The sequence below is a fragment of the Kitasatospora sp. NPDC059973 genome (genome assembly GCF_042737525.1).
Classification (GTDB): Bacteria; Actinomycetota; Actinomycetes; order Streptomycetales; family Streptomycetaceae; genus Kitasatospora.
Genome location: NZ_JBHWUI010000007.1, coordinates 1 through 20,350 on the forward strand (window position 1 = coordinate 1; position 20,350 = coordinate 20,350).

At 74.8% G+C, this 20,350-nt stretch carries 26 protein-coding genes; 6 read left to right on the forward strand and 20 right to left on the reverse strand.

Annotation, left to right across the window (positions count from 1 at the left end):
- Positions 1-46: 46 nt before the first annotated feature.
- From trpA to ACFWA9_RS03390, 11 genes are all read right to left on the reverse strand, one after another.
- Positions 47-856, reverse strand: a complete 810-nt coding sequence (gene trpA, locus ACFWA9_RS03340; RefSeq protein WP_380382721.1) for a tryptophan synthase subunit alpha — start codon at positions 854-856, stop codon at positions 47-49.
- A gap of 2 nt (positions 857-858) precedes the next feature.
- Positions 859-2,133, reverse strand: a complete 1,275-nt coding sequence (gene trpB, locus ACFWA9_RS03345; RefSeq protein WP_380382723.1) for a tryptophan synthase subunit beta — start codon at positions 2,131-2,133, stop codon at positions 859-861.
- Between the two features lie 44 nt (positions 2,134-2,177).
- Entirely contained in the window at positions 2,178-2,330 is a 153-nt protein-coding gene (gene trpM, locus ACFWA9_RS03350; RefSeq protein WP_380382725.1) for a tryptophan biosynthesis modulator TrpM, read from the reverse strand.
- 10 nt (positions 2,331-2,340) lie between these two features.
- Complete coding sequence (gene trpC, locus ACFWA9_RS03355) at positions 2,341-3,147, reverse strand: indole-3-glycerol phosphate synthase TrpC (protein WP_329487210.1); 807 nt, start codon at positions 3,145-3,147, stop codon at positions 2,341-2,343.
- A gap of 200 nt (positions 3,148-3,347) precedes the next feature.
- Entirely contained in the window at positions 3,348-3,788 is a 441-nt protein-coding gene (locus tag ACFWA9_RS03360) for a DUF2752 domain-containing protein (protein ID WP_352287203.1), read from the reverse strand.
- A 127-nt stretch (positions 3,789-3,915) separates the two neighbouring features.
- Entirely contained in the window at positions 3,916-4,170 is a 255-nt protein-coding gene (locus tag ACFWA9_RS03365; RefSeq protein ID WP_352287201.1) for an HGxxPAAW family protein, read from the reverse strand.
- 146 nt (positions 4,171-4,316) lie between these two features.
- The gene (locus ACFWA9_RS03370; RefSeq protein ID WP_380382727.1) at positions 4,317-4,928 is read right to left on the reverse strand and encodes a TIGR02234 family membrane protein; all 612 of its coding nucleotides are present in this window, start codon (positions 4,926-4,928) and stop codon (positions 4,317-4,319) included.
- Positions 4,925-5,536: a Uma2 family endonuclease gene (locus ACFWA9_RS03375; protein WP_359802469.1), complete on the reverse strand. Its 612-nt coding sequence runs from the start codon at positions 5,534-5,536 to the stop codon at positions 4,925-4,927. The genes ACFWA9_RS03370 and ACFWA9_RS03375 overlap by 4 nt, the downstream gene beginning before the upstream one ends.
- A 26-nt stretch (positions 5,537-5,562) precedes the next feature.
- Positions 5,563-7,083 (reverse strand): anthranilate synthase component I, encoded by a 1,521-nt coding sequence (locus tag ACFWA9_RS03380; RefSeq protein ID WP_329487215.1) that lies wholly within the window; start codon positions 7,081-7,083, stop codon positions 5,563-5,565.
- Positions 7,084-7,120: 37 nt separating this feature from the next.
- Positions 7,121-7,492, reverse strand: coding sequence for a phosphoribosyl-AMP cyclohydrolase (hisI, locus tag ACFWA9_RS03385; protein WP_329487216.1), 372 nt, complete (start codon positions 7,490-7,492; stop codon positions 7,121-7,123).
- A 97-nt stretch (positions 7,493-7,589) separates the two neighbouring features.
- Positions 7,590-8,063 carry a hypothetical protein gene (locus tag ACFWA9_RS03390; RefSeq protein ID WP_329487217.1) on the reverse strand — a complete coding sequence of 158 codons (474 nt, stop codon included), beginning with the start codon at positions 8,061-8,063 and terminating at the stop codon, positions 7,590-7,592.
- Positions 8,064-8,213: 150 nt separating this feature from the next.
- On the opposite strand from ACFWA9_RS03390, the gene ACFWA9_RS03395 reads away from it, so the two are divergent.
- The 3 genes from ACFWA9_RS03395 to ACFWA9_RS03405 all read left to right on the forward strand — a co-directional run bounded on the left by ACFWA9_RS03395 (position 8,214) and on the right by ACFWA9_RS03405 (position 10,404).
- Complete coding sequence (locus ACFWA9_RS03395; RefSeq protein ID WP_380382730.1) at positions 8,214-8,783, forward strand: hypothetical protein; 570 nt, start codon at positions 8,214-8,216, stop codon at positions 8,781-8,783.
- 36 nt (positions 8,784-8,819) lie between these two features.
- Positions 8,820-9,467, forward strand: coding sequence for a TIGR03085 family metal-binding protein (locus ACFWA9_RS03400; protein WP_329487219.1), 648 nt, complete (start codon positions 8,820-8,822; stop codon positions 9,465-9,467).
- A 151-nt stretch (positions 9,468-9,618) separates the two neighbouring features.
- Positions 9,619-10,404: a VOC family protein gene (locus ACFWA9_RS03405; protein WP_380382732.1), complete on the forward strand. Its 786-nt coding sequence runs from the start codon at positions 9,619-9,621 to the stop codon at positions 10,402-10,404.
- A gap of 51 nt (positions 10,405-10,455) precedes the next feature.
- Here the strand turns inward: ACFWA9_RS03405 and hisF are convergent, their stop codons facing one another.
- From hisF to hisD, 8 genes are all read right to left on the reverse strand, one after another.
- A complete protein-coding gene (hisF, locus tag ACFWA9_RS03410; RefSeq protein ID WP_329487221.1) occupies positions 10,456-11,226 on the reverse strand; it encodes an imidazole glycerol phosphate synthase subunit HisF in 771 nt (256 codons plus the stop codon).
- On the reverse strand, positions 11,223-11,654 hold the full coding sequence (locus tag ACFWA9_RS03415; RefSeq protein WP_380382734.1) for a Rid family hydrolase: 432 nt from the start codon (positions 11,652-11,654) through the stop codon (positions 11,223-11,225). Before ACFWA9_RS03415 ends, hisF begins: the two co-directional genes overlap by 4 nt.
- The gene (priA, locus tag ACFWA9_RS03420) at positions 11,651-12,376 is read right to left on the reverse strand and encodes a bifunctional 1-(5-phosphoribosyl)-5-((5-phosphoribosylamino)methylideneamino)imidazole-4-carboxamide isomerase/phosphoribosylanthranilate isomerase PriA (protein ID WP_329487223.1); all 726 of its coding nucleotides are present in this window, start codon (positions 12,374-12,376) and stop codon (positions 11,651-11,653) included. Before priA ends, ACFWA9_RS03415 begins: the two co-directional genes overlap by 4 nt.
- 22 nt (positions 12,377-12,398) lie before the next feature.
- Positions 12,399-13,034, reverse strand: coding sequence for an imidazole glycerol phosphate synthase subunit HisH (hisH, locus tag ACFWA9_RS03425; protein ID WP_329487224.1), 636 nt, complete (start codon positions 13,032-13,034; stop codon positions 12,399-12,401).
- A gap of 79 nt (positions 13,035-13,113) precedes the next feature.
- Complete coding sequence (locus tag ACFWA9_RS03430) at positions 13,114-13,266, reverse strand: hypothetical protein (RefSeq protein ID WP_329487225.1); 153 nt, start codon at positions 13,264-13,266, stop codon at positions 13,114-13,116.
- A complete protein-coding gene (gene hisB / locus ACFWA9_RS03435; RefSeq protein WP_329487226.1) occupies positions 13,263-13,856 on the reverse strand; it encodes an imidazoleglycerol-phosphate dehydratase HisB in 594 nt (197 codons plus the stop codon). The genes ACFWA9_RS03430 and hisB overlap by 4 nt, the downstream gene beginning before the upstream one ends.
- Positions 13,857-13,861: 5 nt before the next feature.
- Positions 13,862-15,010, reverse strand: a complete 1,149-nt coding sequence (locus tag ACFWA9_RS03440; protein WP_380382736.1) for a histidinol-phosphate transaminase — start codon at positions 15,008-15,010, stop codon at positions 13,862-13,864.
- A complete protein-coding gene (gene hisD, locus ACFWA9_RS03445) occupies positions 15,007-16,341 on the reverse strand; it encodes a histidinol dehydrogenase (RefSeq protein ID WP_352287180.1) in 1,335 nt (444 codons plus the stop codon). The genes ACFWA9_RS03440 and hisD overlap by 4 nt, the downstream gene beginning before the upstream one ends.
- A 91-nt stretch (positions 16,342-16,432) precedes the next feature.
- On the opposite strand from hisD, the gene ACFWA9_RS03450 reads away from it, so the two are divergent.
- Genes ACFWA9_RS03450 through ybaK form a run of 3 tightly spaced genes read left to right on the forward strand, consistent with a single transcriptional unit; the run spans position 16,433 to position 19,347 of the window.
- The gene (locus ACFWA9_RS03450) at positions 16,433-18,049 is read left to right on the forward strand and encodes an oxidoreductase (protein ID WP_380382738.1); all 1,617 of its coding nucleotides are present in this window, start codon (positions 16,433-16,435) and stop codon (positions 18,047-18,049) included.
- 42 nt (positions 18,050-18,091) lie between these two features.
- Entirely contained in the window at positions 18,092-18,820 is a 729-nt protein-coding gene (locus tag ACFWA9_RS03455; protein ID WP_329487230.1) for an LON peptidase substrate-binding domain-containing protein, read from the forward strand.
- A 32-nt stretch (positions 18,821-18,852) separates the two neighbouring features.
- A complete protein-coding gene (gene ybaK / locus ACFWA9_RS03460; protein ID WP_352287176.1) occupies positions 18,853-19,347 on the forward strand; it encodes a Cys-tRNA(Pro) deacylase in 495 nt (164 codons plus the stop codon).
- A gap of 54 nt (positions 19,348-19,401) precedes the next feature.
- Here the strand turns inward: ybaK and ACFWA9_RS03465 are convergent, their stop codons facing one another.
- Entirely contained in the window at positions 19,402-20,235 is an 834-nt protein-coding gene (locus ACFWA9_RS03465) for a hypothetical protein (protein WP_380382740.1), read from the reverse strand.
- Positions 20,236-20,350 lie beyond the last annotated feature (115 nt).

Here is a 20,350-nt window from a genome sequence, read left to right on the forward strand (position 1 = left end):
CCCCCACCGGAGGGGGCGACGGGCCGTCGGTGTCGGACGCGGGTGCCTACCGGCGGCGGACGCCCTGGGCGAGCTCGCCGGCCAGCTCGCGGACGGCGGCCAGCGCGGCCGGCTCGTCCCCGTCGGCGTCCAGGATCCGCTGGACGAAGGCCGAGCCGACGATCACGCCGTCCGCGAAGCCCGCCACCTCGGCGGCCTGGGCGGCGGTCGAGACGCCGAGGCCGACGCAGACCGGCAGGTCGGTGGTGGCCCTGGTCCGGGCGACCAGGTCCTCGGCGAGGTTGCCGACCTGGGCCCGGGTACCGGTCACCCCCATCACCGCGGCCGCGTAGACGAAGCCGGAGCCCGCCGCGGTGACCTCGGCGAGGCGCTTGTCCCTGCTGCTGGGGGCGACCACGAAGACGGTGTCGAGGCCGTGCTCGCCCGCCGCCTTGCGCCACTCCTCGGACTCCTCGACCGGCAGGTCCGGCAGGATGCAGCCGGCGCCGCCGGCGGCGGCCAGGTCGGCGGCGAAGCGCGCCGTGCCGTAGCGGTCGACCGGGTTCCAGTAGGTCATGACCAGCACCGCCGCCGCGGGGTGGGCGGTGGCCACCTCCTGGACGGTGCGCAGCACGTCCTTGATCTTCACCCCGGCCCGCAGCGCGATGTCGTCGGCGGTCTGGATGGTCGGGCCGTCCAGGACCGGGTCGGAGTGCGGCAGGCCGATCTCGACGACGTCGCAGCCGCCCTCGATCAGCGCGTTGACGGCGCGCACACCGCCGTCGACGGTCGGGAAGCCGGCCGGCAGGTAGCCGATCAGCGCGGCGCGGTTCTCCGCCTTGGCCCCGGCCAGGACGTCACTGAGCTTCGAAGCCATGGTCACTTACCCCCGTTGCCGGTGCCGTCGCCGGCGTTGCCGGCCGCCTTGCCGCCGGCCTCGTCGTACAGGCCGAAGTACTCGGCCGCGGTGTGCATGTCCTTGTCGCCGCGCCCGGAGAGCGAGACCAGGATGGTGGCCTCCGGTCCGAGCTCGCGGCCCAGCTCCAGGGCGCCGGCCAGCGCGTGGGCGCTCTCGATGGCCGGGATGATGCCCTCGGTGCGGGACAGCAGCCGCAGGGCCTGCATGGCGGCGTCGTCGGTGACCGGGCGGTACTCGGCCCGGCCGGTGTCCTTCAGCCAGGCGTGCTCCGGGCCGACGCCCGGGTAGTCCAGACCGGCCGAGATGGAGTGCGACTCGATGGTCTGGCCGTCCTCGTCCTGCAGCACGTAGGTGCGCGAGCCGTGCAGCACCCCGGGGTCGCCCTTGGTGAGGGTGGCGGCGTGCTTCGGGGTCTCGGCGCCCTCGCCGGCCGCCTCGCAGCCGATCAGGCGCACCCCGGCGTCCGGGATGAACTCGTGGAAGATGCCCATCGCGTTGGAGCCGCCGCCGACGCAGGCGACCACGGCGTCCGGCAGCCGTCCGGTCCGCTCCAGCACCTGCTCGCGGGCCTCGACGCCGATGACCCGGTGGAAGTCGCGGACCATCATCGGGAACGGGTGCGGGCCGGCCACCGTGCCGAACAGGTAGTGGGTGGAGTCCACGTTGGCGACCCAGTCGCGGAACGCCTCGTTGATGGCGTCCTTGAGGGTGCGGCTGCCGGACGTCACGGACACCACCTCGGCGCCGAGCATCCGCATCCGCGCCACGTTCAGCGCCTGGCGCTGGGTGTCGACCTCGCCCATGTAGATGGTGCAGTCGAAGCCGAACAGCGCGCAGGCGGTGGCGGTGGCCACGCCGTGCTGGCCGGCGCCGGTCTCGGCGATGATCCGGGTCTTGCCCATCCGCCGGGTCAGCAGGGCCTGGCCCAGCACGTTGTTGATCTTGTGCGAGCCGGTGTGGTTGAGGTCCTCGCGCTTGAGCAGGACGCGCGCGCCGCCCGCCTCGGCGGAGAAGCGGTGCACATCGGTCAGCGGGGAGGGGCGGCCGGTGTAGTCCTTCAGCAGCCCGTCCAGCTCGGCCGCGAAGGCCGGGTCGGCCTTGGCCTTCTCGTACTCGTCGGCGACCTGTTCGACGGCGGCGACCAGCGCCTCCGGGATGAAACGGCCCCCGTAGGCGCCGAAGTAACCGCGGGCGTCCGGCACCTCGGCGCCGGGCAGGTAGTCCTTCTCGGACATGGTGGAGTCCTTCTCGCAGATGACGGCAGTGACGTCGGAACGGCCTAGCGGCCGTGCGTCCTGCGCCATCGGCGGCCCTGCACCTGCCCGGGCTCGCAGCCGATCACGTAGCGCACCCGCCTGCCCAGCACCCGGCGTGCGGGCGCGCGGCAGCCGCGCGGGCGGCAACCGGGAGCGAGACGGGAGGCGAGTTTCATGGCGGCGGGGTCAGTCCTTGTGCCGCAGGGCGGGGTGCGCACCGGCGGCGACCAGGTCGGCCACCGCGGCGCGCGGGTCCCGGCCGGTCACCAGGGTCTCGCCGACCAGCACCGCGTCGGCGCCCAGGTTGGCGTAGGAGATGACGTCCAGCGGGCCGCGCACACCGGACTCGGCGATCTTGACCACGTGGGACGGGATCGCGTGCACGATGTTGCCGAAGGTGTTGCGGTCCACCTCAAGGGTCTTAAGGTTGCGGGCGTTCACGCCGATGATCTTCGCACCGGCGTCCACCGCGCGGGCGATCTCCTCCTCGTCGTGCACCTCGACCAGCGGGGTGAGGCCGATCGACTCGGCACGCTCGATCAGCGACACCAGGGCCGGCTGGTCGAGCGCGGCGACGATCAGCAGCGCGAGGTCGGCGCCGTGCGCGCGGGCCTCCCAGAGCTGGTAGGCGGTGACGATGAAGTCCTTGCGCAGCAGCGGGGTGTCCACCGCGGCGCGGACGGCGTCCAGGTCCGCCAGCGAGCCGCCGAAGCGGCGCTGCTCGGTCAGCACGCTGATCGCCGCGGCACCGCCCGCCGCGTAGTCGGTCGCCAGGGCGGCCGGATCGGCGATGGCGGCCAGCGCTCCCTTGGACGGGCTGGAGCGCTTGACCTCGCAGATCACCCGCACCCCGTCGCCCTTGAGGGCGGCGACGCCGTCCTTGGCGTCCGGGGCCTTGGCGGCGAGCTCCTTGAGCTGGTCCAGTGAGACCTCGGCCTGCCGCTCGGCGAGGTCCTCGCGGACCCCTTCGATGATCGTGTCGAGCACACTCACGCGAGCGCCCCCATCAGTTCTGCTAGTTCTGCTAGCGAGGAGCCGGACGGCCAATGGGCCCGCCGGCCCTTCGATGGTATCGGCACCGGGGAGCGCGAGGCGCATCCACCCGGCGCGCGTCTCGCGGAACGGACGCCCCCCGGCATGCCTCCCGACACGCCTCCCAACTGCGGCTTCACACCGTCCACACCGCGCCGGGGTCAGATCAGCGGCGGCGCCAGCCCCACGCCCACCGACAGGTTGCGCACCACCGTGAACACCAGGACCAGCAGCGCGACCAGCGCCCAGCGGCGGGCGCCCAGCGCGACCCGGGGCGCCGGTCCCCCGGTCAGCGCCGCCCACACCCAGCGCACCCAGAGCAGCGCCAGCACCGCGAAGAGCAGCACCGCGGCCGCGTTGTCGTGCAGCGCGCCGCTGAGGTCGCCGTGGGCGAGGGCGTGGACGCAGCGCAGGCCGCCGCAGCCCGGGCACCACCAGCCGGTGGCCGCCAGGAACGGGCAGGTCGGGTAGTGGCCGGGGGCGTTCGGGTCGACCACCGCGAGGTACACGGTGGGGACGGCCGCCGCGGCCAGGGCGGCCAGCGGCGGACCGAGCCGGCGCAGGACGGACGGCCGGGCGGAGACGAGGGGGGCGGCGTTCACGCCCACGATTGTGCCGGTACGACGCGCCCGCCGGGGGCACGAAACGGCCTCCGGCGGCGAAACGTTCCGGCCGGGACGACGAAACGGCGGGCGTGGCGCCCGCCGTTCGGTACCGCGCGGGGCTTCGTCAGGCGGCGGCGACGACGGCGGCGGCCGCGGCGCGGTCCTCCACGGTCTCGACGTGCGGGCTGGGCTGCTTGCCCATGCCGGCCATCGACATGGCCTTGCCGATCACGCCGCCCAGCACGACGACCGCCAGGCCGCCCCAGACGACCGGCACCGACGGGAGGATCATCGCCACGCCCGCGATCGCGAAGCCGACGAAGGAGATGGTCACGCCGGTCCAGGCGGCGGGGTTGTGGCCATGTGCTGCTGCCGACATCTGCGGTGCTCCTTGGTTCTCCGGGGCCCGGCCGGGCCCCGGCGGGCCCTTGGCGGGTTGACGGTTCCATTGTGCCGGGCCACACACCGTCGACCCAAAGGGGGTGCTCGTCTATCGGGTCACATCGGGGGCGGGGCGGGGCCGGGTCAGCCCGCGGTCGGGTCCTCGCCGCGGTCCAGCGCCTTCCAGAGGTCCGCCGGCGTCTCGGCCGCCTTCGCCGGCGCCGTCCGGGTGGGGGCGTCGTAGCGGCTGCCCATGGCCGGCCAGCTCCGCCCGTACCGGACGACCAGCAGCCCGGCCAGGGCCAGCAGCAGCCCGCCGACCAGGGCCGCCCAGGGCCAGCCGGTGTGGCCGACCTCGGTGGCGGTGGTGCCGGAGAGCGCCAGCTTGCGGGCCGCCTCGCCGTCCAGGGCGGCGCTGTCGCCCGCCCCCGCGGCCGCGGTCGCCGCCGCGCCGAGGCCGGCCAGCAGGGTGAGCAGGCCGACGGCGATCCGGCCGGCGCCGCGCACCGCGAACACCGCCAGCGCCGCCGCCATCGCCACCAGGGCCAGCCCGCCGGGCAGTTCGGAGATCCGGCTGCCGGTGACGGACACCTCCAGGGTGCCGGCCACGCCGTCGGCCCAGACCCGGCCGACGGCGGTCAGCACCAGCACCGCGCCCAGCACGGTCAGCAGCAGCATCAGGCCGAGCGTGCGGCGCCCGGACCTGGCGGGGGCGGCGGATACGGCTTCGGCACGCGACTGGGTAGGAACGCTCACCCGTCCACTATCCCCCGGCCGCCGCCCGGCTCCGCACCCGGGGTCGGCGACTCGACCGGAAAGTCGTCGGTCCGCAGCACCAGGGTCCGCCCCGCCAGCGGCAGGAACAGGTCGTTGCCGAACGGCACCCGCTCCGCCTCCCGGTACGTCCCGGCCGGCTGCGGCGCGCTGTACACCGTGCAGACCGCCTCCGCCGGGTCCACCAGCACGTACAGCGGGATCCCGCACTCCGCGTAGAAGCGGTGCTTGCGCACGAAGTCCTCGTCCTGCTGACCGCGCGGGACGGCCTCCAGCACCGCCTCCAGGTCGCGCCAGCCGTACCGGCCCCCGGCCCCGGGGCGCGCGCCCGGGGCGACCAGGGCCACGTCCGGCGCATAGCCGTACCGCGCGGACGGGAAGTCCACGACGGCCTGGGCCAGCACCGTGCCGCGCCCGGCCGACTGCTCCCCGGCCTGCGCGGCGACGGCCCGCGCGATCGCCGCCGAGGCGGCCGTGCGCGGCGTCATGGTGACCTTCCCGGCGGTGATCTCCACCCGGTGGCCGGGCGGCAGCCGGGTGCCCGCCAGGACGTCCCAGGCCGATCCGGTGGGCTGCCGGTCGTCCGACATCGTGGCCTCCTCGCTGCTGGGCGTCGCTAGAGCGTCGGCGTGCGCAGGGTGTTGGCGGTCGCCACGGCGCGCAGGACGGCGGCGGCCTTGTTGCGGCACTCGGTGTCCTCGCCGTGCGGGTCCGAGTCGGCGACCACTCCCGCGCCCGCCTGCACGTAGGCGGTGCCGTCGCGCAGGACTGCGGTGCGGATCGCGATCGCGGTGTCGGAGTCCCCGGCGAAGTCCAGGTAGCCGACGCAGCCGCCGTACAGGCCCCGGCGGGTGGGCTCCAGCTCCTCGATGATGCGCATCGCGCGCGGCTTCGGCGCGCCGGAGAGCGTCCCGGCCGGGAAGCAGGCGGTCAGCACGTCGAACGCGGTCCGGCCGGGCGCCACCCGCCCGGTGACCGTCGAGACGATGTGCATGACGTGGCTGTACCGCTCGATCTGCATGAAGTCGACCACCTCGACGCTGCCCGGCTCGCAGACCCGCCCGAGGTCGTTGCGGCCGAGGTCGACCAGCATCAGGTGCTCGGCCCGCTCCTTGGGGTCGGCGAGCAGCTCGGCGGCCAGCTCGGCGTCCTCGTGCGGGGTGGCGCCGCGGTGCCGGGTGCCGGCGATCGGGTGCAGCATCGCCTCGCCCTCGGTGACCTTGACCAGCGCCTCGGGGCTGGAGCCGACCACGTCGAAGCCGCCCTCGGCGGCGCCGTCCGGACCGGGGAAGCGGAACAGGTACATGTAGGGGCTGGGGTTGGTGGTGCGCAGCACCCGGTAGACGTCCAGCGCGGAGGCCGGGCAGGGCGCCTCGAACCGCTGCGAGGGCACCACCTGGAAGGCCTCGCCGGCCCGGATCCGCTCCTTGATCTCCTCCACGGCCGCCCGGTACGGCGCGCCGCCGAACGGCGAGCGGACCTCCCCGGGGCCGGCCGGGGTGAAGGTGGCGAGGCCGGGGTCGACCGGCTTCAGCAGGTCGGCCTCCATCGCGTCGAGGCGGGCCACCGCGTCCGCGTAGGCCTCGTCGACGCCGCTGGCCAGGTCGTTGTGGTTGACCGCGTTGGCGATCAGCAGCACCGTGCCGTCGGCGTGGTCGAGCACGGCGAGGTCGGTGGCGAGCAGCATGGTCAGCTCGGGGAGCCGCAGGTCGTCCGGGTTGAGGTCGGGCAGCTTCTCCAGCCGGCGGACGACGTCGTAGCCGAGGTAGCCGACCAGGCCGCCGGTCAGCGGGGGCAGGCCGTCGTCGGTGCGGCGTGGGGTGTGCAGCGCCTCCAGCGCGGCGCGCAGCACCTGGAGCGGGTCGCCGGTGGTGGGGATGCCGACCGGCGGGGCGCCGAGCCAGCGGGCGTTGCCGTCGGCGCCGGCGGTCAGCGTGGCGGCGCTGCGCACGCCCACGAAGGAGTAGCGGGACCAGCTGCGGCCCTGTTCCGCGGACTCCAGCAGGAAGGTGCCGGGGCGCTCGCCGGCGAGGCTGCGGTAGAGGCCGATCGGGGTGAGGCCGTCCGCGAGGAGCCTGCGGGTGACCGGGATGACCCGGGTGTCGACGGCGAGCTTGCGGAAGGCTTCGAGGTCCATGGCGGGCGGCACCTTCTGGTCGTGGTGGGCTGGGGGATCAGGCGAGCGGGAGCACGTCGGCGTCGAAGCAGGTGCGGTCGCCGGTGTGGCAGGCCGCGCCGCTCTGGTCGACCTTGACGAGCAGGGTGTCGCCGTCGCAGTCCAGCGCCACCGAGACGACCCGCTGGACGTGGCCCGAGGTGTCGCCCTTGACCCAGTACTCCCGGCGGCTGCGGCTCCAGTAGGTGCAGCGGCCGGTGGTGAGGGTGCGGTGCAGCGCCTCGTCGTCCATCCAGCCCAGCATCAGCACCTCGCCGGTGTCGTACTGCTGCGCGACGGCCGGGAGCAGGCCGTCGTCGGTGCGCTTGAGCCGGGCGGCGATCTCGGGGGCCAGGGCGGTGGAGCCGGGGGCGGCGGGTGTGGTGGACATGGGGCCATTGTGTCAGCCCGGCCCCGGCCGCCGGGCCGCCGTCCGGATCGCGGCCCGGCCCGCGCGGCGGCGGGCCCGGTCCGCCCCCGGCCGCGGCTCAGGCGGGCCGCTCGCAGCCCTGCGGCCAGATCCGGTGGACGAACAGCCCGGCCCGCCGGGCCAGTTCGGCGACGTGGGCGGGCTCGCTGCCGGGCTCGCCGTCCCAGACCGCGATCACCTCGTCGACCATGCCGACCAGGGCGCGGGCGGTGTCGTCGCCGAGGCCGCCGTGCTCGACGGCGGCGAGCCGGTGGACGGCGCCGGCCTCGTTCATCAGCCGCAGCCGGGTGCCCCGGTGCCGGTCCTCGGCGCGGCCCACCGGCGCCGCCCCGGCGGGGACGATCACCTCCAGCTTGCCGCCGTGGTCCAGCACGGACCGGGCGAACCAGCTCTCCGGGCCCTCGCCGGCGCAGGTGACGCCGACCAGGTCGTAGGAGCCGAAGGTGGTGACGAGGTTCCAGAGGTCCCCGCGGACCAGCATCTCGGTGATGCCACCCGACAGGCCGTGGTGACCGGTGATTCCGACGCGCATCCGAAACTCCTGGGATCGTGTCGTGCCGGGGCGAGCCTAACCGACCTCCGTCCGCCGCCGGGCTCCGCTCGGCCGCACCGGACCGGTCTGCTCGTACGAGTTGTGCCAACCGCCTGTCACCGGGCCCCGGAGTGGGCCATTCTCGTGGCCATGACCTCCGAGCAGCCCCCCGCAGCCGCCTCCCGTCCGTCGCGGGGCCTGGTCCTCGCCGTCTCGGCGGTGCTGGCCGTCCTGCTCGCGGTGGTGGCCACCGTGCTGCTCTGGCCCGAGAAGAAGCCCGTCGCGCCGGCGCCGCCGCCCGCTCCCAGCACGGCCACCCCGACGCCCACGCCCACGCCCACCCCGACACCGACACCGACCAGGACGGTGCCGTACACCTTCCTCCCGGTGGGCTCCTGCTTCGACCACCCGCAGCTGAACAAGACGGTCACCAAGCCGGAGGCCCGCCCCTGCGAGGGCGAGCACGACGGCGAGGCGATCGCCGACCTGCTGCTGCCGGACGGGCTGACCGGCGACAGCCAGATCGGCAAGGCGATGCGGGAGGGCTGCCAGCCGGCGCAGGCCGCCGCCGAAGCCCGCCAGGGCGGCGGCGGCCCCTACTACGGGTACCCGTTCGGTCCGTCCATGACCTACTACCAGCAGGGCTGGCGGGACTTCACCTGCACCCTGACGGCGAGCAACCGCCCGGGCGGCGTCCGGCTCTCCGGACACCTGCGCTGACGGCCGGGCCCGGGGCCGGGCCCCTAGGCTGTCCGCATGTCGAACCACGCCCTCGCCGAGCGCCACCGGCTGGCCGGACTCCTCGCCGCCGCCGGACCGGACGCCCCCACCCTCTGCGCCGGGTGGACCACCCGCGACCTCGCCGCCCACCTGGTCCTGCGCGAGCACCGGCCGGACGCCGCGGCCGGCATCCGGATCGGCCCGCTGGCCGGCTGGACCGAGCGGGTGCGCACCGGCTACGCCGAGCGCCCGTACGAGGAGTTGCTGCGGACGTTCCGCGCCGGCCCGCCCCTGCTCTCCCCCTTCGCGCTGCCCGGCGCCGACGAGGCGGCGAACACCGTGGAGTACTTCGTGCACGCCGAGGACGTCCTGCGGGCGGGCGACCCCTGGCAGGCGCGGCCGGTGCCGCCCGGGCGGGCCGAGGCGCTCTGGCGCCGCCTGCCGCTGCTCGCCCGGCTGGAGGGCCGCCGCTCCCCCGCCCGGCTGGAGCTGTGCCACCCGGACGGGCGGAGCCTGACGGCCGGCCCCGCGGGGGCGCCGACGGTGCGGATCACCGGCGAGCCGGGCGAGCTGGTGCTGTTCGTCCACGGCCGGGGTGCCCGCACCGAGCTGTCGGTGGACGGCCCGCCGGACGCGCTCGCCGCGCTGCACCACCTGTTCCCGCTGCCGGCGGCCCGGGGGTAGGGCCCGGGCGGGCGGCTGCGGGGACGTGCCCGCGGCCGCCCCGGCTGCGGATGTCAGTGGCGGGGTGCAGACTCGCAACGGGCCGGGAAGAGGCGCGGCCGCGCCTCCGGAACGCCGCCCGGCCGTCTTTCCGTCGAAGGAGCACCACCTCATGCTCACCACCGACTTTCCCACCGGCTCGCCCTGCTGGATCGACCTCGGCAGTCCGGACCCGGCCGCGGCCGCCGCCTTCTACGGGGCGGTGTTCGGCTGGACGTTCCAGGACCTCGGCCCGGAGACGGGCGGCTACGGCTTCCTGCAGGCCGACGGCAAGACCGTGGGCGCGATCGGGCCGCTCACCGAGGAGGGTGCGAAGTCCGCCTGGACGACGTACTTCAAGACCGCGGACGCGGACGCCACCGCCAAGGCCGTCGAGCAGGCCGGCGGCACCGTCCGGGCCGCGCCGTTCGACGTCATGGACGCCGGGCGGATGGCCCAGCTGACCGACCCGCAGGGCGCGCGGTTCGCGATCTGGCAGGCCGGCACCACCAAGGGCCTGGACGCGGTGTCCGCGGACAACGCGCTGGTCTGGTCCGAGCTGCACACCACCGACACGGAGGCCGGATTCGGCTTCTACGAGAAGGTCTTCGGCTGGCGCAACGAGAAGTTCCCGGCCCCGGGGATGACGTACCTGGTGCTCTCCCCCGCCGAGGGCGACCTGCGGGCCACCAGCTTCGGCGGCGTCGCCCCGGTGATGGGCGAGGGGCAGCCGCCGTCCTGGACGCCGTACTTCGCCACCGAGACGGTGGACGAGCTGGTGCGCCGTGCCCAGTCGGCCGGCGGCACGGTGCTGATGCCCGCCGAGGACGTCCCGGAGGTCGGCCGGATCGCCTGGCTGGCGGACCCGTTCGGCGCGCCGTTCGCCCTGATCAAGGGCGAACCGCGGCAGGACTCCTGAGCGGAGCCGCCCGGGCCGGCCGCGCACGCGGGCGGCCCGGGCGGCGCGGCCTCAGCGGACGGGGTGCCCGGCCGCCCGCAGCGCGTCCTTGACCTCGCCGATCCGCAGGTCGCCGAAGTGGAAGACGCTGGCGGCCAGGACGGCGTCCGCGCCGGCCTCCACCGCCGGGGCGAAGTCGGCGAGCTTGCCGGCGCCGCCGGAGGCGATCACCGGGACGGCCACGGTCTTGCGGACGGCCCGGACCAGCTCCAGGTCGTAGCCGTCCTTGGTGCCGTCCGCGTCCATCGAGTTGAGCAGGATCTCGCCCGCGCCCAGCTCGGCCGCGCGGCCCGCCCACTCGACGGCGTCCAGGCCGGTGCCGCGCCGCCCGCCGTGCGTGGTGACCTCGAAGCCCGAGGCGGTCTCGGTGCCCTCGGGGCAGCGCCGGGCGTCCACCGATAGCACCAGCACCTGCCGGCCGAAGCGCTGGGCGATCTCCCGGACCAGCTCCGGGCGGGCGATGGCCGCGGTGTTGACGCCCACCTTGTCCGCCCCGGCCCGCAGCAGCCTGTCGACGTCGTCGACGGCCCGGATGCCGCCGCCGACGGTGAGCGGGATGAAGACCTGCTCGGCGGTGCGGCGGACCACGTCGTAGGTGGTCTCGCGGTCGCCGGAGGAGGCGGTGATGTCGAGGAAGGTCAGCTCGTCGGCACCCTCGGCGTCGTAGAGCTTGGCCATCTCGACCGGGTCACCGGCGTCGCGCAGGTTCTGGAAGTTGACGCCCTTCACCACCCGGCCGGCGTCGACGTCCAGGCAGGGGATGACACGTACGGCGAGGGTCACGGCTGTTGGCCTTCCAGAGTGCGTGCGAGCCCGGCGCGGTAGGCGTCGAGTTCGACCTCGACCATCATCCGGGAGTCGATCAGGCCGTCGACCACCACCATGGTGGCCGCCGGGCGGGCGGCGTCGAAGAGCGCGCGGTGGGCGCGGCCCACCTCGTCGGCGTCGCGGGAGTGGGTGATGTACATCCGGGTACGGACCACGTCGTCCGTCGTCAGGCCGTACGCGGCCAGGGCCTTGAGGCCCACGCCGAACGCGGCGAGGGTCTGCAGGTACGGGTCGCCCTCGTGCTCGATCTTCCCGTCCACCCAGGCGGTGGAGCCGGCCACGTGCACGTGGTCTCCCGCGGCGACCGCCCGCGAGTAGCCGAACTCGTCCTCCGTGGGGGAGAACCCGGCCACCCGACCGCGTACGACCTGACGTTCCGTCATCCTGAAACCGCCTCCAGGGCCTCTTCGAGGGTGAACTTCTGCTCGTAGAGTGCCTTGCCCACGATGGCTCCCTCGACACCCTCGCCGACGAGAGTGGCGATGGCGCGCAGGTCGTCCAGCGAGGAGACGCCGCCGGAGGCGACCACCGGCTTGTCGGTGGCGGCGCAGACGTCGCGCAGCAGCCGCAGGTTGGGGCCGGTCAGGGTGCCGTCCCGGTTGACGTCGGTGACCACGTAGCGGGCGCAGCCCTCGGCGTCCAGGCGGGCCAGCACGTCGAAGAGCTGGCCGCCGTCGCGGGTCCAGCCGCGGCCGCGCAGGGTGGTGCCGACCACGTCCAGGCCGACCGCGATCTTGTCGCCGTGCTCGGCGATGACCTTGGCGACCCACTCGGGGCTCTCCAGGGCGGCGGTGCCCAGGTTGACCCGGGTGCAGCCGGTGGCGAGGGCCGCGGCCAGCGACTCGTCGTCGCGGATGCCGCCGGACAGCTCGACCTTGATGTCCAGCGCGGCGGTCACCTCACGGAGCAGGTCGCGGTTGCTGCCGGTGCCGAACGCGGCGTCCAGGTCGACCAGGTGGAGCCACTCCGCGCCGGCGTTCTGCCAGGCGAGGGCGGCGGCGAGCGGCTCGCCGAAGGAGGTCTCGGTGCCGGAGGCTCCCTTGACCAGGCGGACGGCCTGGCCGTCCCGGACGTCGACGGCGGGGAGCAGTTCGAGGCGGCTCATGATGGTGGCAACTCTCAGATCGTCAGAGGGTGTTGACCCAGTTGGTCAGGAGGGCGGCGCCGGCGTCGCCGGACTTCTCGGGGTGGAACTGGGTGGCCCAGAGCGGGCCGTTCTCGACGGCCGCGACGAACGGCTGCCCGTGCGTGGCCCAGGTCACCAGCGGGGCGTGCAGCCGCGCGCTGTGGACCTCCAGCTCCCAGCGGCGCACCGCGTAGGAGTGCACGAAGTAGAAGCGGGTGTCGGCGTCCAGGCCGGCGAAGAGCCGGCTGCCCTCGGGGGCGTCGACGGTGTTCCAGCCCATGTGCGGGACGACCGGCGCGTCCAGCGGCTCGACGGTGCCCGGCCACTCGTCGCAGCCGGGCGTCTCCACGCCGTGCTCGACCCCCTTCTCGAAGAGGATCTGCATGCCGACGCAGATGCCCAGCACCGGGCGGCCGCCGGCGAGGCGGCGGCCGATGATCTGCTCGCCGCGGACGGCCTTCAGCCCGCGCATGCAGGCCTCGAAGGCCCCGACGCCGGGGACGAGCAGGCCGTCCGCGTCCATCGCGGCCTGGAAGTCCGACGTGACGGTGACGGTCGCGCCGGTGCGCTCGACGGCGCGCTGGGCCGAGCGGAGGTTGCCCGACCCGTAGTCGAGTACGACGACGTTCTTGCCCATGTTCAGGTGTCCAAGTCTCTCGGCTGTTCCGAAGCGGCTCTGTGCGGCGCCGTCCCGCGGGGCGGCGCCGGGGGCGGGTCTACAGCCGCATGAGGCCGGAGGCCAGGCAGAGCACCGAACCTATGGCGAGCACGGCGATGACGCCCTTCGGGATCTTCTGCTTCCAGAACGAGATGACGCCGCCGGCCAGGAACAGGCCGACGAAGAGGAGGACGATCGCGGACTTGCTCACAGCGCACCCTTGGTCGAGGGGAGGATGCCGACCGCGCGCGGGTCGCGCTCGGAGGCGTAGCGCAGGGCCCGGGCCAGCGCCTTGAACTGGCACTCCACGATGTGGTGCGCGTTGCGCCCGTACGGCACGTGGACGTGCAGGGCGACCTGCGCCTGGGCCACGAAGGACTCCAGGATGTGCCGGGTCATGGTGGTGTCGTAGCTGCCGATCATCGGCGCCATCGACTCCGGCTCGGTGTGCACCAGGTAGGGGCGGCCGGAGAGGTCCACCGTGACCTGGGCGAGCGACTCGTCCAGCGGCACCGTGCAGTTGCCGAACCGGTAGATGCCGACCTTGTCGCCGAGCGCCTGCTTGAAGGCGGCGCCCAGCGCGAGGGCGGTGTCCTCGATGGTGTGGTGGGTGTCGATGTGCAGGTCGCCGTCGGTCTTCACGGTGAGGTCGAAGAGGCCGTGGCGGCCGAGCTGGTCGAGCATGTGGTCGTAGAACCCGACGCCCGTGGAGATCTCGGTCCGGCCGGTGCCGTCGAGATCGATCTCGACCAGGACCGAGGTCTCCTTGGTGGTGCGTTCAACGCGTCCGATGCGGGACATGCGGGTTACAGCTCCTGACTGGCCGCGCGCGCGGAGCGCGCCGCTGCGGGGATGGGGGCGGGCGACGGGAGGGCGGAGCGGACGGCGTCCAGGAAGGCGTCGTTCTCGGCCGGGGTGCCGGCGGTGACGCGCAGCCACCCGGGCACGCCGTTGTCCCGGACCAGGACGCCCCGGTCGAGGATCGCCTGCCAGACGGCGTGGGTGTCCGCGAAGCGGCCGAACTGGACGAAGTTGGCGTCCGACTCGGTCACCTCCAGGCCCAGCCCGCGCAGCGCGTCGACCAGCCGGTCCCGCTCGGCCTTGAGCCGGCCCACGTACCCGAGCAGGGTGTCGGTGTGCTCCAGGCAGGCCAGCGCGGTGGCCTGGGTGACGGCCGACAGGTGGTACGGCAGCCGGACCAGCTGCACCGCGTCCACCACGGCCGCGTCGGCGGCCAGGTAGCCCAGCCGCAGGCCCGCCGCGCCGAAGGCCTTGGACATGGTGCGGGTGACCACCAGGTTGGGGCGGCCCTCCAGCAGCGGCAGCAGCGAGGCGCGGTGCGAGAACTCGACGTAGGCCTCGTCCACGACCACCAGGCTGGGCCGGGCGGCCTGCGCGGCGTCGTAGAGCCGCAGCACCACGTCGGCGGCGACGGCGGTGCCGGTCGGGTTGTTCGGCGAGCAGACGAAGACGACGTTCGGCCGGTGCTCGGCGATCGCCGCGACGGCGGCGTCCACGTCGATGGTGAAGTCCGCGTTGCGCGGCCCGGAGAGCCAGCCGGTGCCGGTGCCCCGGGAGATCAGCGCGTGCATCGAGTAGGAGGGCTCGAAGCCCAGCGCCGTGCGGCCGGGGCCGCCGAAGGTCTGGAGCAGCTGCTGCAGGATCTCGTTGGAGCCGTTGGCGGCCCAGACCTGCTCGCGGGTGCGCGCGAAACCGGTCGTCGTGGTCAGGTAGGCGGCCAGGCCCTCGCGCAGCTCGACCGCGTCCCGGTCGGGGTAGCGGTTGAGGCCGCGGGCGGCCTCGGCCACCCGCTCGGCGATCCGGGCCACCAGCTCCGCGGGCAGCGGGTACGGGTTCTCGTTGGTGTTCAGCTGGACGGGGACGTCCAACTGCGGTGCGCCGTACGGGGACTGTCCGCGCAGTTCGTCGCGGATGGGGAGGTCGTCGATCTTCACGAGCGGGGAACCGTCCAGTCGCTGTGCCAGTTCTGTTCGTCTCCCACGAAACGTGCCTTGACGGCGTCGCCGTGACCGGGGAGGTCCTCGGCGTCCGCGAGGTTGACGACGTGCGCGGCGATGCCGGCCAGCGCCTCCCGGTCGTACTCGACGACCTGGACGCCGCGCAGGAAGGTCTGCACGGAGAGTCCGGAGGAGTGGCAGGCGCAGCCGCCGGTCGGCAGCACGTGGTTGGAGCCGGCCGCGTAGTCGCCCAGCGAGACCGGGGTGTAGCGGCCGATGAAGATCGCGCCGGCGTTGCGGACCCGGTCGGCGACCGCGTGGGCGTCCCGGGTCTGGATCTCCAGGTGCTCGGCGGCGTAGGCGTTCACCACCGCCAGGCCCTGCGTCAGGTCGTCGACCAGGATGACGCCGGACTGCCGGCCGCCCAGCGCCTCGGCCACCCGCGCGCTGTGCTTCGTCCGGGCGACCTGCGTCTTCAGCTCGGCCTCGACCGCCTCGGCCAGCTCGGGCGAGTCGGTGACCAGCACCGAGCCGGAGGTCGGGCCGTGCTCGGCCTGGCTGATCAGGTCGGCCGCGACCTCCGCCGGGTCGGCGCTGTCGTCGGCGAGGACGGCGATCTCGGTCGGACCGGCCTCGGAGTCGATGCCGATCCGGCCCGCGAAGTACCGCTTGGCCGCGGCCACGTAGATGTTGCCCGGCCCGGTGACCATGTTGACCGGCTCGCACTCCTCGGTGCCGAGCGCGAACATGGCGACCGCCTGGGCGCCGCCGACCGCGTACACCTCGGTGACGCCGAGCAGCGCGCAGGCCGCCAGGATCGTCGGGTGCACCCGGCCGCCGAAGGCCTTCTGCGGCGGCGAGGTCACCGCGATGCCGGTCACCCCGGCCTCCTGCGCGGGCACCACGTTCATCACGACGGAGGACGGGTAGACGGCGAGGCCGCCCGGCACGTACAGGCCGACCCGGTCCACCGGCACCCAGCGCTGGGTGACCGTGCCACCCGGCACGACCTGGGTGGTGTGCCCGGTGCGGCGCTGGTCGGCGTGGACGAGGCGGGCGCGGCGGATCGACTCCTCCAGCGCGGCGCGGACCTTCGGGTCCAGCGTCTCCAGGGCCTCGGCGAGCTGCTCGGCGGGCACCCGGGTGGACTCCAGCCGCACGCCGTCGAAACGCTCGGTGATGTCGATCAGCGCCGCGACCCCGCGATGATGCACGTCCTCGGCGATCGGGCGCACCGTCTCCAGGGCGGCCGCGACGTCGAAGTCGGCACGGGGCAGCAGGTCGCGCGGGTCGTCGAGGGATCCGCGCAGGTCGATTCGAGAGATCACGCCACCCAGTGTAAGGAGTGGCCGGAACCGGCGGCCCCGCATTTCAGTCCGTGATACGAAAGGCGAGACGACCGGGGGAGACGGGGGAACGATGGCGGAGCGTGCGCCGGACGGCTGGACGCGGACCGAGCAGGGGCTCTGGGAGGCGTTCCGCCAGGGCGAGGTGTACGACCTGCGGGCCGGCGGCGCCGAACCGGCGAACGGCGCCGGCGGCCGGACCGGCACCCCGCTGGACGACCCCTTCGGCGGCGCGCCCTGGGGCCCCGGGCGCACCGTCCGCGCCGAGGTCCTGGCCCACCTGCTGCTGGACGGCCCGCCGGCCGCCCCCGGCCGGGTCGCCTCGCTCAAGCTGACCGGCGCCCGGGTCACCGGCCCGCTGGTGCTGGCCGGCGGCACCATCGGCCACTACGTCGAGGTGCACGACTGCCGCTTCGAGCGGAAGGTCCTGGTGTCCGAGGCCGACGCCGGCACCCTGCGCTTCGTCAGCTGCGCGATCCCCCGCCTGGAGGCCTCCCGCCTGACCACCTCCGGCGACCTGCACCTGGCCCGCTGCCGAATACCGGGCGGCGTCCGGCTCACCGACTCCCGGATCGGCACCGACCTGCTGCTCAACCAGGCCGTCCTCGGCGGCGACCGGTTCGGCCGGGCGCTGTCCGCCGACGGCCTGGCCGTCAGCCAGGACTTCGAGGCGGACCGGCTGGAGTCGCGCGGCGAGGTCAGCCTGCGCTCCGCCCGGATCGGCGGCCGGCTCTCGCTGCGCGGTGCCCAGCTGTACGCCGTCCCGGAGAACCCGAACGCCCTCAACGCCGTCCGGCTCACCGTCGGCCACACCCTGTACCTCAGCGGCTCGGCGGACGGCGGCTGGTCCTCCTCCGGCTCGTACTACGGCTCCGGCTACGGCCAGGTCGTCACGGCCGGCGTGGCCGGCACGCCGTTCCGCGCGCACGGCGCCGTCCGGCTCTCGGACAGCCGCTTCGACAACGCCTGCCTGATCTCCGACGCCGAGTTCCACCTGGGCACGGACGACGAGCTGGCGCTGCGCCGGATCCAGACCCCCGAGCTGCGCTTCACCTGCCGCACGGCGCCCACCGGCAAGGTCTCGCTCTCGCGCGCCCGGGTGGGGAACCTGGTCGACGCCCCGGACTCCTGGCCGCACGGCAGGCACCTCGGCCTCACCGGCTTCACCTACGAGTGCCTGCGCCCGGCCGCACCCTTCAGCGTCCCGCAGCGGATCGCCTGGCTGGAGGGCTCCTCGGTGGAGTTCCAGCCCGAGTCCTACGAGCAGCTGGCCGCCGCCCTGCGCCGCGACGGCGCCGACGACGACGCCCGCGAGGTGCTGTACGCCAAGCAGCGCCGCCGCCGGCAGACCCTGCCGCTGCCGGCCCGGCTCTGGGGCCGGGTCCAGGACGTCACCGTCGGCTACGGCTTCCGCCCCGGCCGGGCCGCGCTCTGGCTGCTGCTCGCCTGGGCGCTCGGCAGCGGCTACTTCGCCGCCCACCGGCTCCAGCCGCTCAAGGCCGACGAGAGCCCGCACTGGAACCCGGTGCTGTACGCGCTCGGCCAGCTGCTGCCGGTCGTCGACCTCGGCCAGCAGGGCTGGAACCCCGGCGGGTTCAGCCAGTGGGTGGCCTCCGGGCTGGTGATCGTCGGCTGGATCCTCGCCACCACGGTCGCCGCGGGCGCGACCCGGATGCTCCAGCGCGGATAACCCGGGCGCGAGGCGGCCGTCCGGGGAACTACGCTGTCGGCCGTGACAGAACGGCTGCCGCTCTTCCCGCTGAACACCGTGCTCTACCCGGGCCTGGTGATGCCCCTGAACATCTTCGAGGAGCGTTACCGCCGTCTGGTCGCCGACCTGCTCGCCCTCCCCGAGGATCAGCCGCGGCGGTTCGGCGTGCTCGCCATCAAGGACGGCCGCGAGGTCGCGCCGGTCCGGCCCGAGGAGGGCCCGGCCGGTCCGCTGGACGGCCTGGGCACCGTCACCGGGGACCCTCTGGAGGCGCTGTACCACGTCGGCTGCGTGGCCGACGTCGCCTCGGCCCAGGAGCAGCCGGACGGCCGGTACGAGCTGCTGGTCACCGGGACCACCCGGTTCCGGCTGCGCTCGGTGGACACCGGCGGCGCGTACCTGAACGGCGAGATCGAGACGCTCGAGGAGCTGCCCGGCGAGGGCGCCGGGGCACTGGCCTCCGGCGTGGAGCGGGCGTTCCGGGCGTACCAGAAGCGGCTGGCCGGCGCCCGCGAGGCCAGCACGGTCGGCCGCCAGGAGCTGCCGGACGACCCGCAGGTGCTCTCCTACCTGGTGGCCGCGGCCTCGGTGTTCGGGACGCCGGTCAAGCAGGAGCTGCTGGCCTGCCCCGACACCGCCCGGCGGCTGACCTCCGAGCTGGAGTTGCTGCGCCGCGAGACGGCGGTGCTCAGCTGGCTGCCGTCGCTGCCCGCGGTCGATCTGACCCGGCAGTCGTTCAGTCCCAACTGACCGCGCCCACTCACGCGTTCGAAGAGGTCCCGATGGCCAGGAAGCCGAAGAAGGGCGGCGGGGGAACGCCCGCCACCGTCGCCCTGGAGAACGCCGCGGTGGCGTTCACCGTGCACTCCTACCCGCACGATCCGGCCGCCGCCTCCTACGGCGGCGAGGCCGCCGAGGTGCTCGGCGTACCGCCCGAGCGGGTCTTCAAGACCCTGGTCGCCGATGTCGACGGGGTGCTCACGGTGGGCGTCGTCCCGGTCGCGGGCCGGCTGGACCTCAAGGCGCTCGCCACCGCCGTCGGCGGCAAGCGGGCCGCGATGGCGGACCCGGCGGCCGCCGAGCGCAGCAGCGGCTACGTCCTCGGCGGGATCTCCCCGCTCGGTCAGCGCCGCCCGCTGCGCACCGTGGTGGACGACAGCGCGCTCGCCCACGCCACGGTGTACGTCTCGGCCGGCCGGCGCGGGCTGGAGGTCGAGCTGGCCCCGGCCGACCTGGTCGGCGTCACCGGCGCGCTGACCGCCCCGATCGGCCGCTGACCGCCGGGGCGCACCGGGCGGGTCCGGCGAAGGCCGCCCCCGCCCGGTGTGCCGTCACGGCGTGCGGCCCTGCGGCGGCTGGTCCTGCGACGGCTGGTCCTGCGGCGGGCGGTCGCCCGGGTGCTCCCCCGCCGGGCCCGGGTGGAACGGCCCGCCGGGCAGCGGACCGGCCGCGCCGGACGGCCCGGCCACCGGCCGCTGCGGGTCGTACGGGCCCGCCCAGTACGGCGGCGGGTCCTCCTCGCGCTTGCCGAAGGCGGCCGAGAGCGCCAGCAGCACCACCATCGCGGCCATCGGCCAGGCCAGCAGCGCGCCGTAGGCCCCGAGGTCGATGTCCGCGTCGAAGTGGCCGCCGTTGCCGACCCGCCGCGCCTCGGCGACGAGGTCGCTCGCCGGGCCGAGCCGCCGGCCCAGGCCCCAGGCGCCCACCGAGGCCAGCAGGCCGCCGACCGCGAGGCCGGTCGCCACCGCGATCCCGCCGCCGCGCCGCCGGGTGAACAGGAAGGCGCCGAGCGCGGTCACGATGCCCATGCCCAGCCCGATCAGCACGAAGACGCTGTCCGCCCCGGCCCGCTGCTCGCCCTCCGGGTCGCCGTAGAGGATCTTGTTGCCGTCGACCACCAGCGGCACCTTCGGCGCCAGCCAGGCCCAGAGCACCGCCATCAGCAGACCCAGCGCCAGACAGGCCAGCACCGTGACCGCACCGACCTTCAGCTCGGGCAGCAGCCGCTCCAGCGGCGCCCGCCGGTCCGCGGCCCGCAGGACGGCCTGGTCCACGGGCGGCGGCCCGTACGGGTCCCGGCCGGCGGCCGGACCAGGGGCGGTGGCGTCCGCGTCGGTGCCCGCGGCGGCACGCAGGGGGTCCGGAGGTGTGTTCGGTACGGTCACGGGCCCCATCGTTTCACGACCGCCGCCCGAACGGACCCGCCACCCGTACCGGCCCGCGCCCGGAGCCCGCCCGGCCTCGCGCGGCGGGACCGCCGCACGGTTGCCCGGGGCTCGC

Excerpts from the sequence above, each read along its gene's own strand:
- ACFWA9_RS03390 (WP_329487217.1), bottom strand. The coding sequence starts at position 8,063 with ATGCGCGTCGGAATCACCGGTCACCACGGCCTGTCGGGTGGCATCACC.
- trpM (WP_380382725.1), bottom strand. The coding sequence starts at position 2,330 with ATGAAACTCGCCTCCCGTCTCGCTCCCGGTTGCCGCCCGCGCGGCTGC.
- ACFWA9_RS03375 (WP_359802469.1), bottom strand. The coding sequence starts at position 5,536 with ATGTCGGACGACCGGCAGCCCACCGGATCGGCCTGGGACGTCCTGGCG.
- ACFWA9_RS03415 (WP_380382734.1), bottom strand. The coding sequence starts at position 11,654 with ATGACGGAACGTCAGGTCGTACGCGGTCGGGTGGCCGGGTTCTCCCCC.
- ybaK (WP_352287176.1), top strand. The coding sequence starts at position 18,853 with ATGGCCAGGAAGCCGAAGAAGGGCGGCGGGGGAACGCCCGCCACCGTC.
- ACFWA9_RS03365 (WP_352287201.1), bottom strand. The coding sequence starts at position 4,170 with ATGTCGGCAGCAGCACATGGCCACAACCCCGCCGCCTGGACCGGCGTG.
- priA (WP_329487223.1), bottom strand. The coding sequence starts at position 12,376 with ATGAGCCGCCTCGAACTGCTCCCCGCCGTCGACGTCCGGGACGGCCAG.
- ACFWA9_RS03380 (WP_329487215.1), bottom strand. The coding sequence starts at position 7,083 with ATGGACCTCGAAGCCTTCCGCAAGCTCGCCGTCGACACCCGGGTCATC.
- hisI (WP_329487216.1), bottom strand. The coding sequence starts at position 7,492 with ATGTCCACCACACCCGCCGCCCCCGGCTCCACCGCCCTGGCCCCCGAG.
- trpA (WP_380382721.1), bottom strand. The coding sequence starts at position 856 with ATGGCTTCGAAGCTCAGTGACGTCCTGGCCGGGGCCAAGGCGGAGAAC.
- trpB (WP_380382723.1), bottom strand. The coding sequence starts at position 2,133 with ATGTCCGAGAAGGACTACCTGCCCGGCGCCGAGGTGCCGGACGCCCGC.
- ACFWA9_RS03400 (WP_329487219.1), top strand. The coding sequence starts at position 8,820 with ATGTCGAACCACGCCCTCGCCGAGCGCCACCGGCTGGCCGGACTCCTC.
- hisB (WP_329487226.1), bottom strand. The coding sequence starts at position 13,856 with ATGTCCCGCATCGGACGCGTTGAACGCACCACCAAGGAGACCTCGGTC.
- ACFWA9_RS03395 (WP_380382730.1), top strand. The coding sequence starts at position 8,214 with ATGACCTCCGAGCAGCCCCCCGCAGCCGCCTCCCGTCCGTCGCGGGGC.
- ACFWA9_RS03405 (WP_380382732.1), top strand. The coding sequence starts at position 9,619 with ATGCTCACCACCGACTTTCCCACCGGCTCGCCCTGCTGGATCGACCTC.
- ACFWA9_RS03450 (WP_380382738.1), top strand. The coding sequence starts at position 16,433 with ATGGCGGAGCGTGCGCCGGACGGCTGGACGCGGACCGAGCAGGGGCTC.
- hisH (WP_329487224.1), bottom strand. The coding sequence starts at position 13,034 with ATGGGCAAGAACGTCGTCGTACTCGACTACGGGTCGGGCAACCTCCGC.